At 42.6% G+C, this 15,609-nt stretch carries 18 protein-coding genes and 1 other annotated feature; of the genes, 5 read left to right on the top strand and 13 right to left on the bottom strand.

Annotation, left to right across the window (positions count from 1 at the left end; translation table 11 throughout):
- Window positions 1–116 precede the first annotated feature (116 nt).
- The gene (locus BK120_RS10735; protein ID WP_054023438.1) at window positions 117–329 is read right to left on the bottom strand and encodes an alpha/beta-type small acid-soluble spore protein; all 213 of its coding nucleotides are present in this window, start codon (window positions 327–329) and stop codon (window positions 117–119) included.
- 132 nt (window positions 330–461) lie between these two features.
- Here BK120_RS10735 and BK120_RS35230 point away from each other — a divergent pair, with 132 nt between their 5' ends.
- Entirely contained in the window at window positions 462–638 is a 177-nt protein-coding gene (locus tag BK120_RS35230; protein ID WP_179089778.1) for a DUF5325 family protein, read from the top strand.
- Window positions 639–672: 34 nt separating this feature from the next.
- On the opposite strand, the gene trpS is transcribed toward BK120_RS35230, so the two are convergent.
- The gene (gene trpS / locus BK120_RS10730; protein ID WP_076267497.1) at window positions 673–1,662 is read right to left on the bottom strand and encodes a tryptophan--tRNA ligase; all 990 of its coding nucleotides are present in this window, start codon (window positions 1,660–1,662) and stop codon (window positions 673–675) included.
- 61 nt (window positions 1,663–1,723) lie between these two features.
- Window positions 1,724–1,985: a binding site (T-box leader), on the bottom strand.
- 120 nt (window positions 1,986–2,105) lie between these two features.
- On the opposite strand from trpS, the gene BK120_RS10725 reads away from it, so the two are divergent.
- Window positions 2,106–3,143, top strand: a complete 1,038-nt coding sequence (locus BK120_RS10725; RefSeq protein WP_076267496.1) for a permease — start codon at window positions 2,106–2,108, stop codon at window positions 3,141–3,143.
- Window positions 3,140–3,970 (top strand): TIGR03943 family putative permease subunit, encoded by an 831-nt coding sequence (locus tag BK120_RS10720; protein ID WP_083681860.1) that lies wholly within the window; start codon window positions 3,140–3,142, stop codon window positions 3,968–3,970. Before BK120_RS10725 ends, BK120_RS10720 begins: the two co-directional genes overlap by 4 nt.
- Window positions 3,971–4,023: 53 nt before the next feature.
- On the opposite strand, the gene BK120_RS10715 is transcribed toward BK120_RS10720, so the two are convergent.
- Window positions 4,024–4,428, bottom strand: coding sequence for an O-methyltransferase (locus BK120_RS10715; protein WP_076267494.1), 405 nt, complete (start codon window positions 4,426–4,428; stop codon window positions 4,024–4,026).
- 510 nt (window positions 4,429–4,938) lie between these two features.
- On the opposite strand from BK120_RS10715, the gene BK120_RS10710 reads away from it, so the two are divergent.
- Window positions 4,939–6,201, top strand: coding sequence for a methyl-accepting chemotaxis protein (locus BK120_RS10710; protein ID WP_372238977.1), 1,263 nt, complete (start codon window positions 4,939–4,941; stop codon window positions 6,199–6,201).
- 82 nt (window positions 6,202–6,283) lie between these two features.
- Here BK120_RS10710 and BK120_RS10705 read toward each other — a convergent pair whose 3' ends face one another.
- A complete protein-coding gene (locus tag BK120_RS10705) occupies window positions 6,284–7,093 on the bottom strand; it encodes a (2Fe-2S)-binding protein (RefSeq protein WP_076267492.1) in 810 nt (269 codons plus the stop codon).
- Window positions 7,094–7,185: 92 nt separating this feature from the next.
- Window positions 7,186–8,070, bottom strand: coding sequence for a fumarylacetoacetate hydrolase family protein (locus tag BK120_RS10700; protein WP_076267491.1), 885 nt, complete (start codon window positions 8,068–8,070; stop codon window positions 7,186–7,188).
- Window positions 8,071–8,158: 88 nt separating this feature from the next.
- Between BK120_RS10700 and BK120_RS10695 the strand changes: the two genes are divergently transcribed.
- Window positions 8,159–9,037, top strand: a complete 879-nt coding sequence (locus BK120_RS10695) for a polysaccharide deacetylase family protein (RefSeq protein WP_256710848.1) — start codon at window positions 8,159–8,161, stop codon at window positions 9,035–9,037.
- Between the two features lie 61 nt (window positions 9,038–9,098).
- Here the strand turns inward: BK120_RS10695 and BK120_RS10690 are convergent, their stop codons facing one another.
- From BK120_RS10690 to BK120_RS10655, 8 genes are all read right to left on the bottom strand, one after another.
- Window positions 9,099–9,737, bottom strand: a complete 639-nt coding sequence (locus BK120_RS10690) for a 3D domain-containing protein (RefSeq protein WP_076267489.1) — start codon at window positions 9,735–9,737, stop codon at window positions 9,099–9,101.
- A 119-nt stretch (window positions 9,738–9,856) separates the two neighbouring features.
- Window positions 9,857–10,735 (bottom strand): CAP domain-containing protein, encoded by an 879-nt coding sequence (locus tag BK120_RS10685; protein WP_076267488.1) that lies wholly within the window; start codon window positions 10,733–10,735, stop codon window positions 9,857–9,859.
- A gap of 230 nt (window positions 10,736–10,965) precedes the next feature.
- On the bottom strand, window positions 10,966–11,652 hold the full coding sequence (locus BK120_RS10680) for a peptidoglycan recognition protein family protein (RefSeq protein WP_076267487.1): 687 nt from the start codon (window positions 11,650–11,652) through the stop codon (window positions 10,966–10,968).
- A gap of 138 nt (window positions 11,653–11,790) precedes the next feature.
- The gene (locus tag BK120_RS10675; RefSeq protein WP_076267486.1) at window positions 11,791–12,630 is read right to left on the bottom strand and encodes a DUF4097 family beta strand repeat-containing protein; all 840 of its coding nucleotides are present in this window, start codon (window positions 12,628–12,630) and stop codon (window positions 11,791–11,793) included.
- Window positions 12,627–13,184, bottom strand: a complete 558-nt coding sequence (locus BK120_RS10670; RefSeq protein ID WP_076267485.1) for an HAAS signaling domain-containing protein — start codon at window positions 13,182–13,184, stop codon at window positions 12,627–12,629. The genes BK120_RS10675 and BK120_RS10670 overlap by 4 nt, the downstream gene beginning before the upstream one ends.
- The gene (locus tag BK120_RS10665) at window positions 13,181–13,501 is read right to left on the bottom strand and encodes a PadR family transcriptional regulator (protein ID WP_076267484.1); all 321 of its coding nucleotides are present in this window, start codon (window positions 13,499–13,501) and stop codon (window positions 13,181–13,183) included. Before BK120_RS10665 ends, BK120_RS10670 begins: the two co-directional genes overlap by 4 nt.
- A 220-nt stretch (window positions 13,502–13,721) precedes the next feature.
- Window positions 13,722–14,741 (bottom strand): Gfo/Idh/MocA family protein, encoded by a 1,020-nt coding sequence (locus BK120_RS10660; protein ID WP_076267483.1) that lies wholly within the window; start codon window positions 14,739–14,741, stop codon window positions 13,722–13,724.
- A 34-nt stretch (window positions 14,742–14,775) separates the two neighbouring features.
- Complete coding sequence (locus BK120_RS10655) at window positions 14,776–15,546, bottom strand: sugar phosphate isomerase/epimerase family protein (RefSeq protein ID WP_076267482.1); 771 nt, start codon at window positions 15,544–15,546, stop codon at window positions 14,776–14,778.
- Between the last annotated feature and the right edge of the window lie 63 nt (window positions 15,547–15,609).

The raw sequence follows: 15,609 nt of genomic DNA, 5'->3' as shown, positions 1-15,609 counted from the left end.
TTTGTTTTATATTATAGAAGAAAGTCGATGAGCCCTGTGCTAAAATGATGGTTACCATAATAAAAAGCCCAAGGATTACCCTTGGGCTTCATTTCATCACTGTGTATTAGAAGCGATTAACGGGAGCCGCCTGACAATTGTTGTTCAGCAATTTGAACAAGCTTTTTCGTAATATAACCACCTAGGGAGCCTGCATCACGAGTTGAAACATTACCGTAGTAGCCATCTTGAGGAATTTGTACGCCCAGTTCTTGCGCTGCCTCAAGTTTCATTTGTTGTAATGCTGCAGTTGCTTGTGGAACAACAAGTTGATTTCTGCTTCCTGCCATAATGTATTTCTCCTTTCGTCCTCTGCACTTTGATGTGTGTTGCAAGCTTGCAAGCTTATTATGTGCACCATCAAAGAATCTATTCTTAAACCTTTAAAATATATTGACGATTTATTAAGGAGAGAAAACAAGATGTCCAAACCGCTTTCTTTGTTCTTTTCCGTACTAGCTATCGTATTTATGAGCGCTATGGCTATCTCCATCAGCTATAATGGCTGGTTTGTATTATTGTTTGGTTTGTTGAGCCTTTTCACTATAGGAGCCGGCTTTATTACAAAAGCTCGCTTGCGCAGAAAAAAACAAGGCTGACGCTATGGCGTCAGCCTTGTAAGTACCTAAAAGATTAGCCGCGAGGCGGCAGAAAACCCATAAGCTCTTTCACGTCTGCAAGTGTACGATCTGCGACCAAGGAAGCCTTTTCTGCGCCTTGCTTCAAGATTTGATGAATTTCGCCTGAACTGCGAATTTCATTATATCGAGCTTGCAGCGGTTCTATAACCGCAACCACCTGCTCCGCAAGATCCTTCTTGAAAGGCCCATAACCTTGCCCCTCATAACGAGCCTCGATATCTTCAATGCTCATATTTGCACAATGAGCATAAATACTCATTAGATTGCTAATCTCAGGTTTATTTGCTGGATCGTATTTCACTTCGCGGCCTGAATCTGTTGTCGCTCTGCTAATTTTTTTGCGAATCACATCTGAAGAATCAAGCAGCGCAATGAAGCTTCCTACGTTTGGATTGCTTTTGCTCATTTTTTTGCTGGCATCATCAAGCGACATGACCCTTGCGCCTACTTTCGGAATATAAGGCTCCGGTATCGTAAAGTATTTGCCAAACCTTGTATTGAAGCGATGCGCCAAATCACGAGTAAGCTCCAAATGCTGCTTCTGATCGTCGCCAACTGGTACAAGATCCGCATTATAAACCAATATATCGGCAGCCATCAGCGTCGGATAGACGAACAACCCCGCCCCAACAGAATCTTTGCCTGCAGATTTATCTTTGAATTGCGTCATTCTTTCCAGCTCGCCCATGTTGGCAAGCGTCGTAAACAACCATCCAAGCTCAGCATGCGCGCGAACATGCGATTGTACAAATACATTCGCTTTGAGCGGATCTATGCCTGCAGCAATAAATAATGCGGCTACCGCTTCCGTTTGTTCTCTTAAGGCAGCCGGCTCCTGTGGAACCGAAATCGCATGCAAATCAACAATCATAAAAAAACATTCTTCCGTATGCTGCAGCTTTACGAAGTTTTGCATGGCGCCAATGTAGTTTCCAAGTGTGAGCTGACCGCTTGGCTGAATACCGGAGAGTACTTTTTTCATAATGCTTCAACCTCTTTCTTGTTAATTTCAGTCTAAAAAAAAACGCAAAAAATCCCCCGCCGCAAGGGACGAGGGACCGTGGTGCCACCCTAATTCGCTTATGGTACGCTTTGTTATACAATCTAAGCGTATTATTATCCCACAAGCCTTGTTGCTCCGTAACGGGGAACGTCCGTACAAACATCTTCGGCTGCTCGTGCAGCCAGTTTCCGTTCATAGGCTCCGGGGCCCATTCAGCATCGTTGTTTGCACCGGTTCGCAGCAACCACCGGCTCTCTGTACGCAATCCAATCGAGCTTACTTATTCCCATCATTGCATTTAAAACGATTATACATCTGTAATCGTTAATGTCAAGCGATACGAAAGTTGTCCTATCCCGCATCGATACCGCATAAGCTATAGTCATAATCGTAATCCTTACATAAAGAAAGGATATTGCGCTATGGCAAAATTTCTTTACCGCATCTGCACGCCATTGCTCGGAGTAGGCTGCTTGATCATGCTCGCCCTTATCGTAACCAATCGAGAGCTTCCCACACATCTTTTTAGTATCGCTAATTTGCAATCCTTCAAAATATTATTTATAAGCATTATTTTAGAAGCATTTCCATTTATCTTGCTCGGTGTAATCTTTTCTGCACTTTTGCAAGTCTTCGTTTCGGACGAGCTCATTCAAAAATTCATGCCCAAAAACCCGGTATTAGGCGTTCTTTTTGGGGCGCTGCTGGGCATTTTATTCCCATTATGTGAATGCGGAATGATACCGGTTGTCAGGCGGCTAATTCGCAAAGGCATGCCTGCTTATATCGGAATCGTTTATTTATTGGCAGGCCCCATCGTTAATTCAATCGTTTTTGCATCAACCTTTGCTGCATTTCGAATGACGCCAGAAATGGCATACGCACGAATGATACTAGCCTTTGTCATTGCTGTTATCATCGGCTTGCTCCTTTATAAATTTATGCGAAGCAGTCCGCTCAAATTAGCTCAACCGTTTCATTTAATTAAACAGGGTCATACACACAGCCACAATCACACCCATAATCATGAGCATGGGACAAGCGGTACTGGATTCCGTGGAAGAGCCTCATCAACCCTATCACATGCTTCAAACGAGTTTTTTGAAATGGGCAAATATTTTATTTTCGGAGCAATGTTGACTGCCATTATTCAAACGGTTATTGATCGCAGCACCTTTGAGGCATTTGCTGATCAGCCTTTATTTTCATACCTTTTCATGATGGGCTTTGCTTTTATATTATCAATCTGCTCCACTTCGGATGCTTTCATTGCTTCATCGTTCAGCGGCATGTTTGATTTTGGACCGCTGCTTGCTTTTCTTGTATTCGGCCCAATGATCGATCTTAAAAATACGTTAATGCTGCTAACGACATTCCGTATTAAATTCGTATTTATTCTCATTGTACTAACCGCGGCGCTAACCTTCATCGGCGCTTGGATAACGGAGGCGCTGCTATGATTCATCATCTTTTGCGTGCCGCAATTCTTACTGGATTTGCTCTGTTTATTCTCTACTTGGATCGAACGGGTGAAATGGCTCTTTATATCGCTCCAAAAATGGAGGTATACGTAAAGCTGTCAGCGTTAGGCCTCTATGCAGCAGCTATTTATCAAGTCTATGCCGCTTTACAGAAACGTATCGGAAATCAAACGCCAAGCTGTGATTGCGAGCACGAGCCATCTCCATCCGTGTTCAAAAACATCATCATTTATGGGTTGTTTATTTTTCCGCTGCTGCTCGGTTTTCTCGTCCCGACCGGGACGCTTGGGAGCGATATTGCTTCAAAAAAAGGGATCAGCTTATCTGGAATTTCAACAGCTGAAGAAAATGGTGCCGGAGTCGATGCCTTTTATCCTTTCGATGGCTATATGGAAGCACATACAGCATACGCGAAGAAGCTGTACAGCCAACCACTTATCCGTGTACCTGATACTCAATTTATTGAGACGTTGACGACATTTGATCTCTTTCGAGAGAAACTAATCGGTAAAGAAGTTGAAATTTCGGGGTTTATTTACCACGAGGACGAGATGGGCAAGGGGCGATTTGCGGTCAGTAGATTTGCAATGAATTGTTGTTCAGCCGACGCTATGCCTTATGGACTTATGGTATCTTGGCCAAAAGCGATGGATTACGCCGACGATGAATGGGTGACGGTGACAGGAAGGTTAACGACATCAACTTATATGAATCATGTTGTCATGACTTTAGAAGCCCAGCGGCTTGAACGAATCAAGGTGCCGGAATCACCTTATGTGTATCCTGATCTAGATTTCGGACAATAAAATGAGGAGCTGACGGGTGCCGTCAGCTCTTTTTTTTCTTTACGTAATTTTATTTATTGTGAATCCCATAAATCATTTCTTTTCGGATAATAGCGAGAATTCCAATTGGCCATATTGTAATTAGATTCAAAAAGTATGCTTGCCGACCAAGAATTAGCGCTTGAACGAACGGAAAAATCATATAAAATTTCGCCATGCGACCAGTCTTTCCTAAACTTAAGCGATTCAATGGCCATTTGTTTAAATGCCTGTACCTGAACAGCTGTCAGTCCTTTATCGACACTCTCGAACTTTCCATTTTTGCATTCGATTGGATGGTGCCTAACCCCAAATTTACCCACCGCATTGTTTCGAATATGTATTAATACTGTACCAGCCGTAGCATTTGTCAGTTCACTTTCAAGCTGACGAAACACAAATTCAACTTGACGAGCGAGAGCTGCAGATTCCGTTTGCATACTTATTATCCTCCTTTATGATTTATTAGGCATGAGTTTCCACTTAGGTCTCAACGCATATTATATAGTCCATTTCTATCATTATCAATATACTAAACAACATTATTTTTATTTATTCGATATTATTCGACCTTTATTTACTTATTATATAACTTATTTTTACATAATTAAAGAAAGACCTTTTTATTACATCTTAATAAAATGAACCTTGCGAACTAAAATAATATTTTTTAATTTATTTTTCTATTCTAATTTCAAGATGTTTTTCTTTCTTACTTAGGAGTTATGTACCATGCAATCTAAACCATCAATTAATAATAAAAATGATTTCTAATTACCGATAATGGTATCATTTTCTATTTATTGTTACACCGAAAACGTATTTAGTATTTTCCGAAGTGCCGCATGCGGTCATTATTTATCTATTTTTTATGAATCGACAATTATAGACCAATTTCGCAGCTGGTGCTATAATATGGATATTCTATTAAAAGGAGCGCTTACATAATGATCCAATGGTACTATTCGCTTTCCGTGCGCAATAAGCTGCTGATTACTTCTTACCTAAATTTAGCAGTGTTTGCCCTCATTATGCTTGTCATATTATCAGTATCAGGCGGCTCGCTTATCGCTGGAATTGTTTTCACAATCATTATGGCAATCGCTACGCTTCCACTCGTTTCCTTCATCGAGAGATCCATCAATAATTCATTTGATGAAATTAAAGGAACCGCGCTTCGTATTTCCAAAGGTGATTTCACTCAAAAAATCGACACAACGTCTTCATCAGCTTTAGGCGAGCTTGGACATTCGTTTAACAGTATGATTGATAAACTTCGTGACATTCTTACGGAAACGACGAACATCATCCGTCATGTGTCCGATACAAGTCACAGCATTTTTGACAAAAATAATAATATTCAAATCGCGATGCAGCAGGTTGCTGCTTCCGCAAACGAGCTTGCTACTGGCGCAAACGAAATTTCCGAGGACGTTTCGGAGATGAGCGAATCCATTACCGAGATTGAAGAGAAAGTTTCCGATTACGCTACCTCAACAAAGGAAATGAACACACGCTCTGAGCAAACGCTTCAGCTCGTAGATAAAGGCATGAAGGCTCTTGATATTCAAGCCGACGGCATGCGCCGCAACGTTGAGGCAACCGAGAAGGTGTCTGCTACAATTGAAGATCTAGCCCGCAAAGCAAGAGGCATTAGTGCAATTACGACGACTATTTCCGATTTGGCTGAACAAACTAACCTGCTTTCATTGAATGCCTCTATCGAGGCTGCAAGAGCAGGCGAGCACGGACGAGGTTTTGCCGTTGTTGCACAGGAAGTCCGCAAGCTTGCTGAGGAATCCAGCGCTTCAACTAAACAAGTATTCAACCTAGTGAAAAGTATTGATGAGGGTATCAAGCAAACGATCAGCAATATGAAAACAAACGAAGAGGTCGTTAAGCTGCAAACCGAGCATATTAAGGAATCCGAAGTCGTATTCTCAGAAATTGTTCAAAGTGTTCAATTTATTACGGATAAAATTTATGTTTTCTCCCAAGAAAGCGACGCTATGCTTGAGAGTGCCCGCAAAATTTCCGGAGCCATCCAAAATATATCCGCGATTACGCAGCAATCGGCTGCTGGCACTGAGCAAGTATCCGCTTCGATGAATGAGCAGATTGCATCTGTACAAGCGGTGGTAGAAGAAACGGAACGTATGCGTACAATGGCGGCTCAACTGCTCAGAACCATCAATGTTTTCAAAATGAAATAATCAAGTTTTTGATTGTTTATCACGCAACAAAAAAAGACCATAATCCTTCCATTCAACATGGATGATTATGGTCTTTCTTATTTTACGCCTGCTGCTTGCAGCGATATTCTTCACGCTGTTCTGCACGAACGCTTTCTTTCACCCTTGGGCAAGTATAACAATAATAGCCGCCATCAACTAGATAATACAAGCAGCATGCTGCTTTCAGCCGAACCTGCTTATCTTTGTCTCCCAATGACTCTGTCATACGGAATTTCACATCAAGCGGGTTTTTGCTTCTGCCGAAAACCTCGCCATCAAGCGATTTGACCATATTGAAATAGGTGACAATGCTTTGCTTTGCCTGTTCATCTACTTCGGCACTCAGCATCCTGTCATACCCATATTCAAGCGAGGTAGGAAGCTGGCTCCAGAGCATGCCTATTTTCAACGTTCCTACCTTTGCAATCATGTCAAATACAGGACGAATCGTATGCTCAAAAAAAGAGCTGATTTTATCCTTAACCCACATGTCTTGTTCATCTAAAGGTAGTGGTGCCGCTACAAATTCAGAGTTATGTAAGTAAAAGCTGACAGCAATATATTCATGATTGTTATATTCAGCCTTGTATATTTGAACCGTTAAATTGTTAAGTGATAAATCCGGCGCTTGTTTTAATACCGACAACGTATAGAGCAAGCCCAGCATAGGCCCGCGAAACCAACCTGCCATGTACACTTCCCCTACGGAAGGGTCCATGCCTTTAACTAGCGGAGTATAGAAAGCTAATAATTGCTTCAATTTGTGCTCATCCAACAGATCTATTGCAGGGCAGGTAAACAGAAGATTTTCTCGTTTATTTACCGTTAAATCATAGCTGTCCTCCAACATCGCAAACAACGCTTCATTCATTGATGTTCTCGTCCTTCCATAACATGAATGTACAATAATAAACGATACGATTTATTATACAACGGACGAAAATGATTATCAATTGCATTTCATTATCTCATTGTGACAGTTAACTCACCAAGCTGCTCGATTTCCACGGTTACCACATCACCTGATTTTAAATACACCCTTTGATCTCTCGGGTATCCGATTACTACCCCTTCCGGAGTCCCTGTTAATATGATATCGCCAGGTACGAGTGTCATATGCTTAGAAATATAACTAATGATAGATCGGCAAGAAAAAATCATATCTTCCGTATTCGAATGCTGCTTTTGAACACCGTTTACGCGGCAAGAAATAGTGAGCTTATCCGGATCATTTACTTCATCTGCCGTTACAATATAAGGACCAATTGGTGCAAATCCGTCGCAGCTTTTGCCAAGCATCCACTGGGATGTTCGGCGCTGCAGGTTCCTCGCTGACAAATCGTTAGCGCAGCTATAGCCAAAAACATAATCAAGCGCATCCGCTTCTTCGATGTTTTTTGCCGTTTTTCCTATAATGATCGCAAGCTCAGCTTCATAATCCACCTCATTGCTCGTAAGCGGCAGCTCCACCTCATCACCATGTGCACTCAGGGCATTGGCAAATTTATTAAACAAAATAGGGGAGGTCGGAATTTCAGCTTTCGTCTCCTCTGCATGCTTGCGGTAATTTAAACCGACGCAAATCATTTTTTGCGGGCTCGAAACGACCGGTGCGTAAGCGAAAGTTGTATCCTGTAGCACATACATGTGGTTGTTATTTGCAACGACAGCCTCAATAACCGCTTGAAGTTCCGCTAATGCTGTTTTACCGCCTCTTATAACTTCTTCTATAGAAAGCGGAGTTGGAATATCCAGAGCTTGAGAGGCCATTTTAATATCAATAATTCCTAAGTCAACCTGCACGCCGAGTCTTAGTTGATCAGATTGCTTAAACTGCAATAACTTCATAAAAGATAACCTCCCTGCCATGAATTGGTGAACTATATTTAGTTTAAGCCTCTCTTTTTTTAAAGTAAAGCGCATGAAAGTATGCAGCATGGGTAAAATAGCGGCACGGCTTGTTTACAATCAATCATGGGGACTGATGCAAATGTGGAAAACACCACATAAAATAGGGAAGACCGTGGCGGGCATTGCTTTAATCGGTTGTATGCTGCTTAACCTATCAACCGATTCCTATGCTTCAGCTGCCGATAAGCAGCAAATAGCTCAGTTCAAACCTGCAAAAGAATCAAAAAAACGAAAAACTGCTGTCGTGTCTTGGGATAGGCTTCATAGGCAATTTCCCAATACCTTTCTCCTTAATGGGCCTCGTAATAAGAAAAGAGTCGCGCTAACGTTTGATGATGTTCCCGATCCAAGATATACACCAGCTATTTTGGATATATTAGCGGAGCATGATGTTTGCGCTACCTTTTTTATTGTAGGGAACCGTGCTGCCAAATACCCTGCATTAGTAAAGCGGATACATAACGAAGGACATGTCATTGGTAATCACTCTTATGACCATGCCATTTTTTCAAAGCTTACTTTAACGAAGTATCAGAAGCAAATTTGGCGAACGGACACCATAATAAAAAATATAGTCGGATATTCTCCTCACTTTATACGACCGCCATACGGTGAACTGCTGCCTCAGCAAGTAAGATGGAGCAAGCAGGCTGGTTTTGCTATCGTCAACTGGGATGTGGATTCCGTAGATTGGAAAAACAATCCTAGCAGCGCATTGGTGCTGCAAAATATAAAAAGAACGCTTCAACCTGGATCGATAATTTTACAGCACGCAGGCGGAGGAGTCGGCCAAAACTTATCCGGCACGGTTGCTGCACTCCCGAAGCTCATCCAATTGCTGGAAAGCAAAGGGTATGAGCTCGTTACATTGCCTGAGCTCGTCGGACAATCCGCAGCCCGTTGAGTTTATGTACAAAAAAAGGCAATCCCTCATGAAGAGTGGATTGCCTTTTCCATCTATATTTTTATTCAAGAACGAATACTTTCACGTTTTGAATACCAAAAGACATGGCTTGGCTTGTTGAGCCTGGTACAAAAATATCAACGCGATTGCCTTTAATCGAACCGCCAATATCTGTTGCTGTTGCAATCATTCCGCCTTGCGGCAAACCATTATAGGAATACCCTGTCACATAAAGCTTAGTGCCAAGAGGTATCATTTTCGGATCTACGGCAATCGTACCAACCTGGAGCTTGTCTCCAAAGTAGTCGACTGCGCCCCACTTGCCATTCTCAGATGCTGCTGCTGTATAAGCTGTAGCTTGTACGAGAAGCGCTTTCGAGTAAGCGTATTCTTTACCATTCATAGCTTTAACTGTTTTTGAGGAGTCGTCAGCTGCTGAATTCATCGTTGCCGGTTTCTTCTCTACAGAAGCTTCTGTGGAAGGTATAGTAAGCTTTAAACCTTTATATAGGTTAAGCGGATCTATCTTAGGATTAGCTTCCATTAGTGTATCCAAAGGTACACTGTACTGCTTGGATAGCTTCCAGAATGTATCATTGTCATTCGCTGTATGTGTTTTCGAAGCTGCACTTACTGTTCCTGCTGCCATCATAACCGATAATCCTACTACTGCTGCTGCTAATGTACGTTTTTTAAACATGGGGTAAATCCTCCTGTGCGTTCCCGAAGTTTCACAACTTCGATCACGTGATTATAAATCTTGTTAAGGGCGGTTGTACGCCCTTAACGTATTGCTGTTGTCTAAGGTTTAAGGAAAGACTAGCCGATAAACATTTGAACCCATTCGCCGTTTACATAACCAACGCCGATTTTAGTAAAGTTGCCGCTAAGAATGTTTGCTTTGTGACCTGGGCTGTTCATCCAAGCAGTCATAACATCTTGTGGTGTTTTTTGACCAGAAGCAATGTTCTCACCAGCATAAGAATAAGTCACTCCGAAAGAACGCATCATATCAAATGGAGATCCGTAAGTCGGCGATGTGTGGCTGAAGTAATTGTTAACGTCCATATCTCTTGCTTTCTCTGATGCTACTTTCGTAAGAAGCGTATCGCTCTTCAAAGCGGACAAGCCCGCTTTAGCACGTTCCTTATTAACTAAGTCGACAACTTGTGATTGATAAGCACTCAAATTGGAAGCTCCTGTGTCAGTACCTGTGCCTGGTTTTGTTTCAGTTCCTGTACCAGTCCCAGTGCCTGTTCCCGGTTTTGTTACTGTTCCAGTACCTGTTCCTGGTTTTGTTACTGTTCCTGTACCAGTTCCTGGTTTTGTTACTGTTCCAGTACCTGTTCCTGGCTTAGTTACTGTTCCAGTACCTGTTCCTGGTTTTGTTACTGTTCCAGTGCCTGTTCCCGGATTAGTTACTGTTCCAGTACCTGTTCCCGGTTTTGTTACTGTTCCTGTGTTACCGCCTGTCGTAGGCCATTGAATGAAGCTGCCATTCAAAAGCTTGCTAAAATCTATTCCATATTTATCACCGATCTGTTTGATCGTATCTTGGCTAATGAGGCATGGTTGTTGAATCGTGGAGAAAGTTTTCACAGCCGGTGCTGCACCTGCCGTTGGAGCCGTAAAACCTGCGCCGATCACCGTTGCTGCGATTATGCCAGCGACACCTACACGTATTGGTTGCATCTTCATGAATGAATCCTCCTAATAAGATAAGTTTTTGTAAAAAAGCGTCTGACGACTGAAGCTTTTTCAGCTGCGCATTCGTTTTGTTTGCGCATCGTTCTTCCTGACGCCACTTATCTTACCATGGGGTTTTTGGTGTTTCATGACACAAAAACTGGTAATCGCGTGAAAATAGCTTGCAAAACAGCACCATTACTGCTTTATGAGAATATGCTCATCACCGTTTTTTGCTGCTTTTAGAGCTGACCGCTAGCTTTTCGAAGCTCGTTTGCGAGCCGATGAATTTCATCTTTCTCCGCTTTTGTCGTTGCTGCAAACCATGCTGGAGAGAGCCAAGTAGAGATAATTTTGTTAGCATCTGATGCGTTCATATCAACATCCCTCCAGTCGCGAACAAGCTCTAAGAAAGCCGCTTTGCTAACTGAACTTCCTGGACATGTTTTCGCTGGATTCATTTCGCGATGAAACAAAATTTGACTGTCTGGCAGCTTCCACATGGCAGCAATTTGACTTGTCAGCTTAACGGCTGAAGCAAGCTGAGCACCTTCCAGCTTCTCCGCTCCAACATCAAAATTACCGATCATCTCGAACATAAACGGATGTATGCGATCTGGATCAGGGTCGTTGTAGCCAACAGCAGAGGCCGGCGCTTCCAGAAGAGAACGCCCCTCCCATATATAGCCGTCAGGGTCGATCGTTGCATGCTGGGCGATATCACCCCAATTTTGGGTAATTGCATGAAACCGCCACATCCCTTGAATGATTTTCATTTTATCCGCAGCTCTCCGGTAATCCACAATAGTCGGCTTCCATGTTCCATGCACATGAATCTGCGAAAACTTCACTTTTGATACGAATGGTTTCAAATACTCAACATACTCCGCAAAAGTAAACCTTTGAAAATATTTGCGCTCTACGACCATTACGCATCGCATCCTCTCGATAAACAATTGCTATATTTTATGCGATACATGAATGAATCGAGACGGCAAACACATAAAAAAAGCAAGCCATGGATATATTCCACGACTTGCTTCTTGTTTTTATAAATCTATTTTTGCTTATCGAGTGCCGAGTTTGATGTTGCCCGTCTCCGACTCCATGCTTATTTGGATATCACCGCTGCCGATTATACCTTCAATATTATTTTCTGTCTCCTTGTTAACCGAGAAACCATCCCAATCCACCTTGCTGTTTCCGGTATCCTTCTTGATACGAATAGTAGCCGAAGCAGGCTGCTTATCTGCATTAACGATAATATTCCCGGTATCCGTCTTAATTGAAAGATCGCTGCGTAATTCCTCTGTTTCAACTCGTACATTTCCCGTCTCAGATTCTGCTTTTAGAATGCCTTTTCCGTCCGCAATATTAATGTTTCCAGTATCTGTTTTTAATTCAAGCTCCTGAGCCGTGTAATTCGTTAATTTTATATTGCCGGTTTCTGATTTTAATTTCATTTTGTCAACTTCCATCTGATTCACTACAATGTTTCCTGTATCGGTTTCGATATCAACTGAGGTCCATAGCTTAGCAGGCACCTCAATCGTCAGCTTCAAGTTAACGATAGAAATACCGAATGTAAAACGATCCTTCGTATTTGCCTCAATATTAAGCGTATCCCCTTTAGGAGCTGCCGTTAGAATGACGTCTCCAGCAAGCTTTTCACTTACATCTCCTTCAAGTCTCACTTTAATATCATCTGCTGTGCCGGGAACGAAAGTGATATTAAACGTATCCGTCTCCGCATGGATCGAGCGAATGGACGATGCATCAATCGTTTTTTCCTGCAAAAAAGGTTCGCCCTGAAATTTCGTTACAAGTTCATCTTTATCGAATACAAAAAACGCGCAAAGTACTCCTATACCAAGCAAAATTAAAGCGAATGCGGCTAGTTTTTTCATTTGTTATTCCCCTTTACAATTCTTGTGTTGAATTTCAAATATTTTAAGGTCATTTTATAGAAGGAAGTTGTAAGTGCCTTTAAGCCGATGATGAGTAAAATCGTAATTGAGCTTGTAATCAAGCCTATCGTCAATGCCTGCGGCATAGTAAATGTGCCGTTCCATAAGCTCTCTACCATGATTCCGATACCGCCTACGCCTATTCCCAAAGCTGACGCCCATAAAGCAACAATGACCGACGCCAGAGCCAGATAGGGTCCTAGAACGAATATAATATTGAATAAACCAAGGCTTGCTGTTGCAAATACAGCCTTAGAGAGCTTTCCGAAGCCCTTGTTCGTCTCTGCTTGATTAACTCGGTATCCAAGCAGCATCTCGTTCGCAATCATTCTTGGATCTCCCAGCTCGCTTGCTGCTTGCTCCTCGGTTTGACCATTCTCTACCGCTTGCTGAAAATGAAGATAATAATCGTACAGCCATTCCTTCCGCTGCGGCTCTGGAATGACTTTGAGCATGCTCTCAAGCTCCAACATATATCGATCTCTTGTCGTCATGGTCTTAAACCTTCCTCTACAATTTCATTTACGGATTGCGTGAAACTTTCCCATTCTGCAATTAATTTGCGCATATGACTCCAGCCCTCTGCTGTTAATTGATAATATTTCCGAGGCGGGCCTTCAGTTGATTCCTTCAAATAGGTTGAGAAATAGCCGTCCTGTGTCAATCTGCTTAGTAATGGATATACGCTTCCGACTGCTACTTCAAACTTTTCGGAAATTTTAACAGCCAGCTCATAGCCATATCGGTCTCCCCTTGTCGCAAGCACAAGAACGCATATTTCAAGCACGCCCTTTTTAAATTGAATGTTCATTTCGTGTCCTCCATCATTGAAGTTCTAATTCTTCGGTACTGTATGTGGAAAGATACTAAGCATAACTTACTATTAATCAATACAGTATAGCACCGTACAGCAATTCCGTCTTTTGTATAATTTACCACATGCTATTCTGCAATGCAAGATAGTGTGCAAAAAAGAATACCTCCAACCTCACGGCTTGCGCACGTCGGTTGAAGGCATTCCTGTACATTGCTTAGTTTACGCTAATGAATTTGCCTGTTGCTTGTGACTCAAATGCACACAAGATAACTTTCAAAGAAGCACGGCCGTCTTCACCGCTTACAGCAGGTGTTGTGTTCGTAAGAATGCTTTCCAAGAAAGCATTGACTACGCCGCTTGTCTCTTGCTTATCGTTAGTTGAGATTGCGCCTACTTTATGCTTCTCAACTGTGCCGTTGCGCAGCTCTACGATTACTTGATCGTCAGGATGCGTACCGATTTTCATAACGCCGTTCTCGCACCACAAAATAGTGCTGTTGTCCTCACCCTTATAGTAAGTCCAGCTTGCTACAAGCGTGCCGATTGCACCGCTCTTCATACGAAGCAAGCATGATGCGTTATCATCAACATCGGTATCCTTATCAAGCGTGCCAACAAAACCAGCTACTTCTGAAACTTCGTCGTCAAGCATCCAGCGAATAAGATCGGATTTATGAACGCCAAGATCGCCCATTGCGCCCATAATAGCTTCTGGCTTACGGAAGAACCAGCTTTCTGCGCCATCGATGCTCCAGCCATCTGGACCAGGGTGACCAAACGATGTACGGAATGTAAGTACTTTGCCTAGAATGCCGGACTGCAATACTTGCTTCGCTTTAACATGCGGCGGCATGAATCGTTGGTTGTGGCCAACCATCAAGTGAACGCCGTTTTTCTTAGCTGCTTCAATCATCGCTTCCGCTTCTTCATCGGTTACAGCCATTGGTTTCTCAACAAGAACATGAGCGCCCGCATTAGCTGCAGTAATTGACATTGAAGCATGCAATGCATTTGGCGTACATACGCTTACTGCATCAGGTTTGATTTCTGCAAGCATCGTTTCGAAATCAGCAAACGCTTTGCCGCCATGCAAATTCGCATAGTGTTCTGCGCGCTCGATAATTGGATCTACGAATGCAACAAGCTCAACATTCTCATGAGCTGCATATTCCGGGATATGACGGTATTTCGAAATCGATCCACAACCTATAACTGCTACACGTACTTTAGACATGAATATTTTCCCCTATCTATTATCAATTAGATTATTATTTGTTCAAAAAATTAGTTTTCAACCATTCCATGCTTTCTGCAACAGCCTCAATCGGAGGATTCGCACAAGTGTCCTGCTCAACAATAATCCATTCAACAGATGCTTTCGAGGCAGCATCAATAATAGGAAGAAGCGGCAAATCGCCACGGCCAAGCTCTACTGTATCGATTTGCCCACCCTTCTCACCAGCGCGGAAGTCCTTCAAATGAAGAAGCGGCAGACGTCCTGCGTATTTTGCAATGTAAGCAAGCGGATCTACGCCGGAGTATTGTACCCAGCCGATATCCATTTCAACTTGCAGATATTGCGGATCAATCCGCTCATACAAAGCGTCAAATACGATTTGGCCGTCGATTTCAACTTCAAATTCAAATTCATGGTTGTGGTAAGCAAAAGAAATGCCTGCTTCACGGAAACGCTTACCATACTCTTCAAATTTCACGAGATGTCCACGCCATGCTTCTGTATCACGAGCATCTACCGGCAACCAAGGACAAATAGCATATTTAGCTCCAATGGTTTGAAGATAAGCAATTTCCTCATCAAGATTGCCTTCAAGCAGATGCAAGCCAACGTGGCTGCCGATTGCTTTCAAATTCAATTCTTGAAGCAGGTCGCGCATGTCTTCAGCTTTGATATCGCCGTATCCTGCAAATTCTACGCCCTCATAACCCATTGCTGCAACCTTGCGAAGCGTGCCTTCAAAATCTTGTGCGGTAGCGTCTCTTAACGTGTACAATTGCAAACCAATATTCATTCGTGACATGTGAGCTGCACTCCCTTATATTTATTATTTGATGTATTTGATTTTGTTTTCTGATCTTTATTA

Source organism: Paenibacillus sp. FSL A5-0031 (genome assembly GCF_001956295.1).
Classification (GTDB): domain Bacteria; phylum Bacillota; class Bacilli; order Paenibacillales; family Paenibacillaceae; genus Pristimantibacillus.
This window is presented reverse-complemented; position numbering and strand designations above follow the sequence as displayed.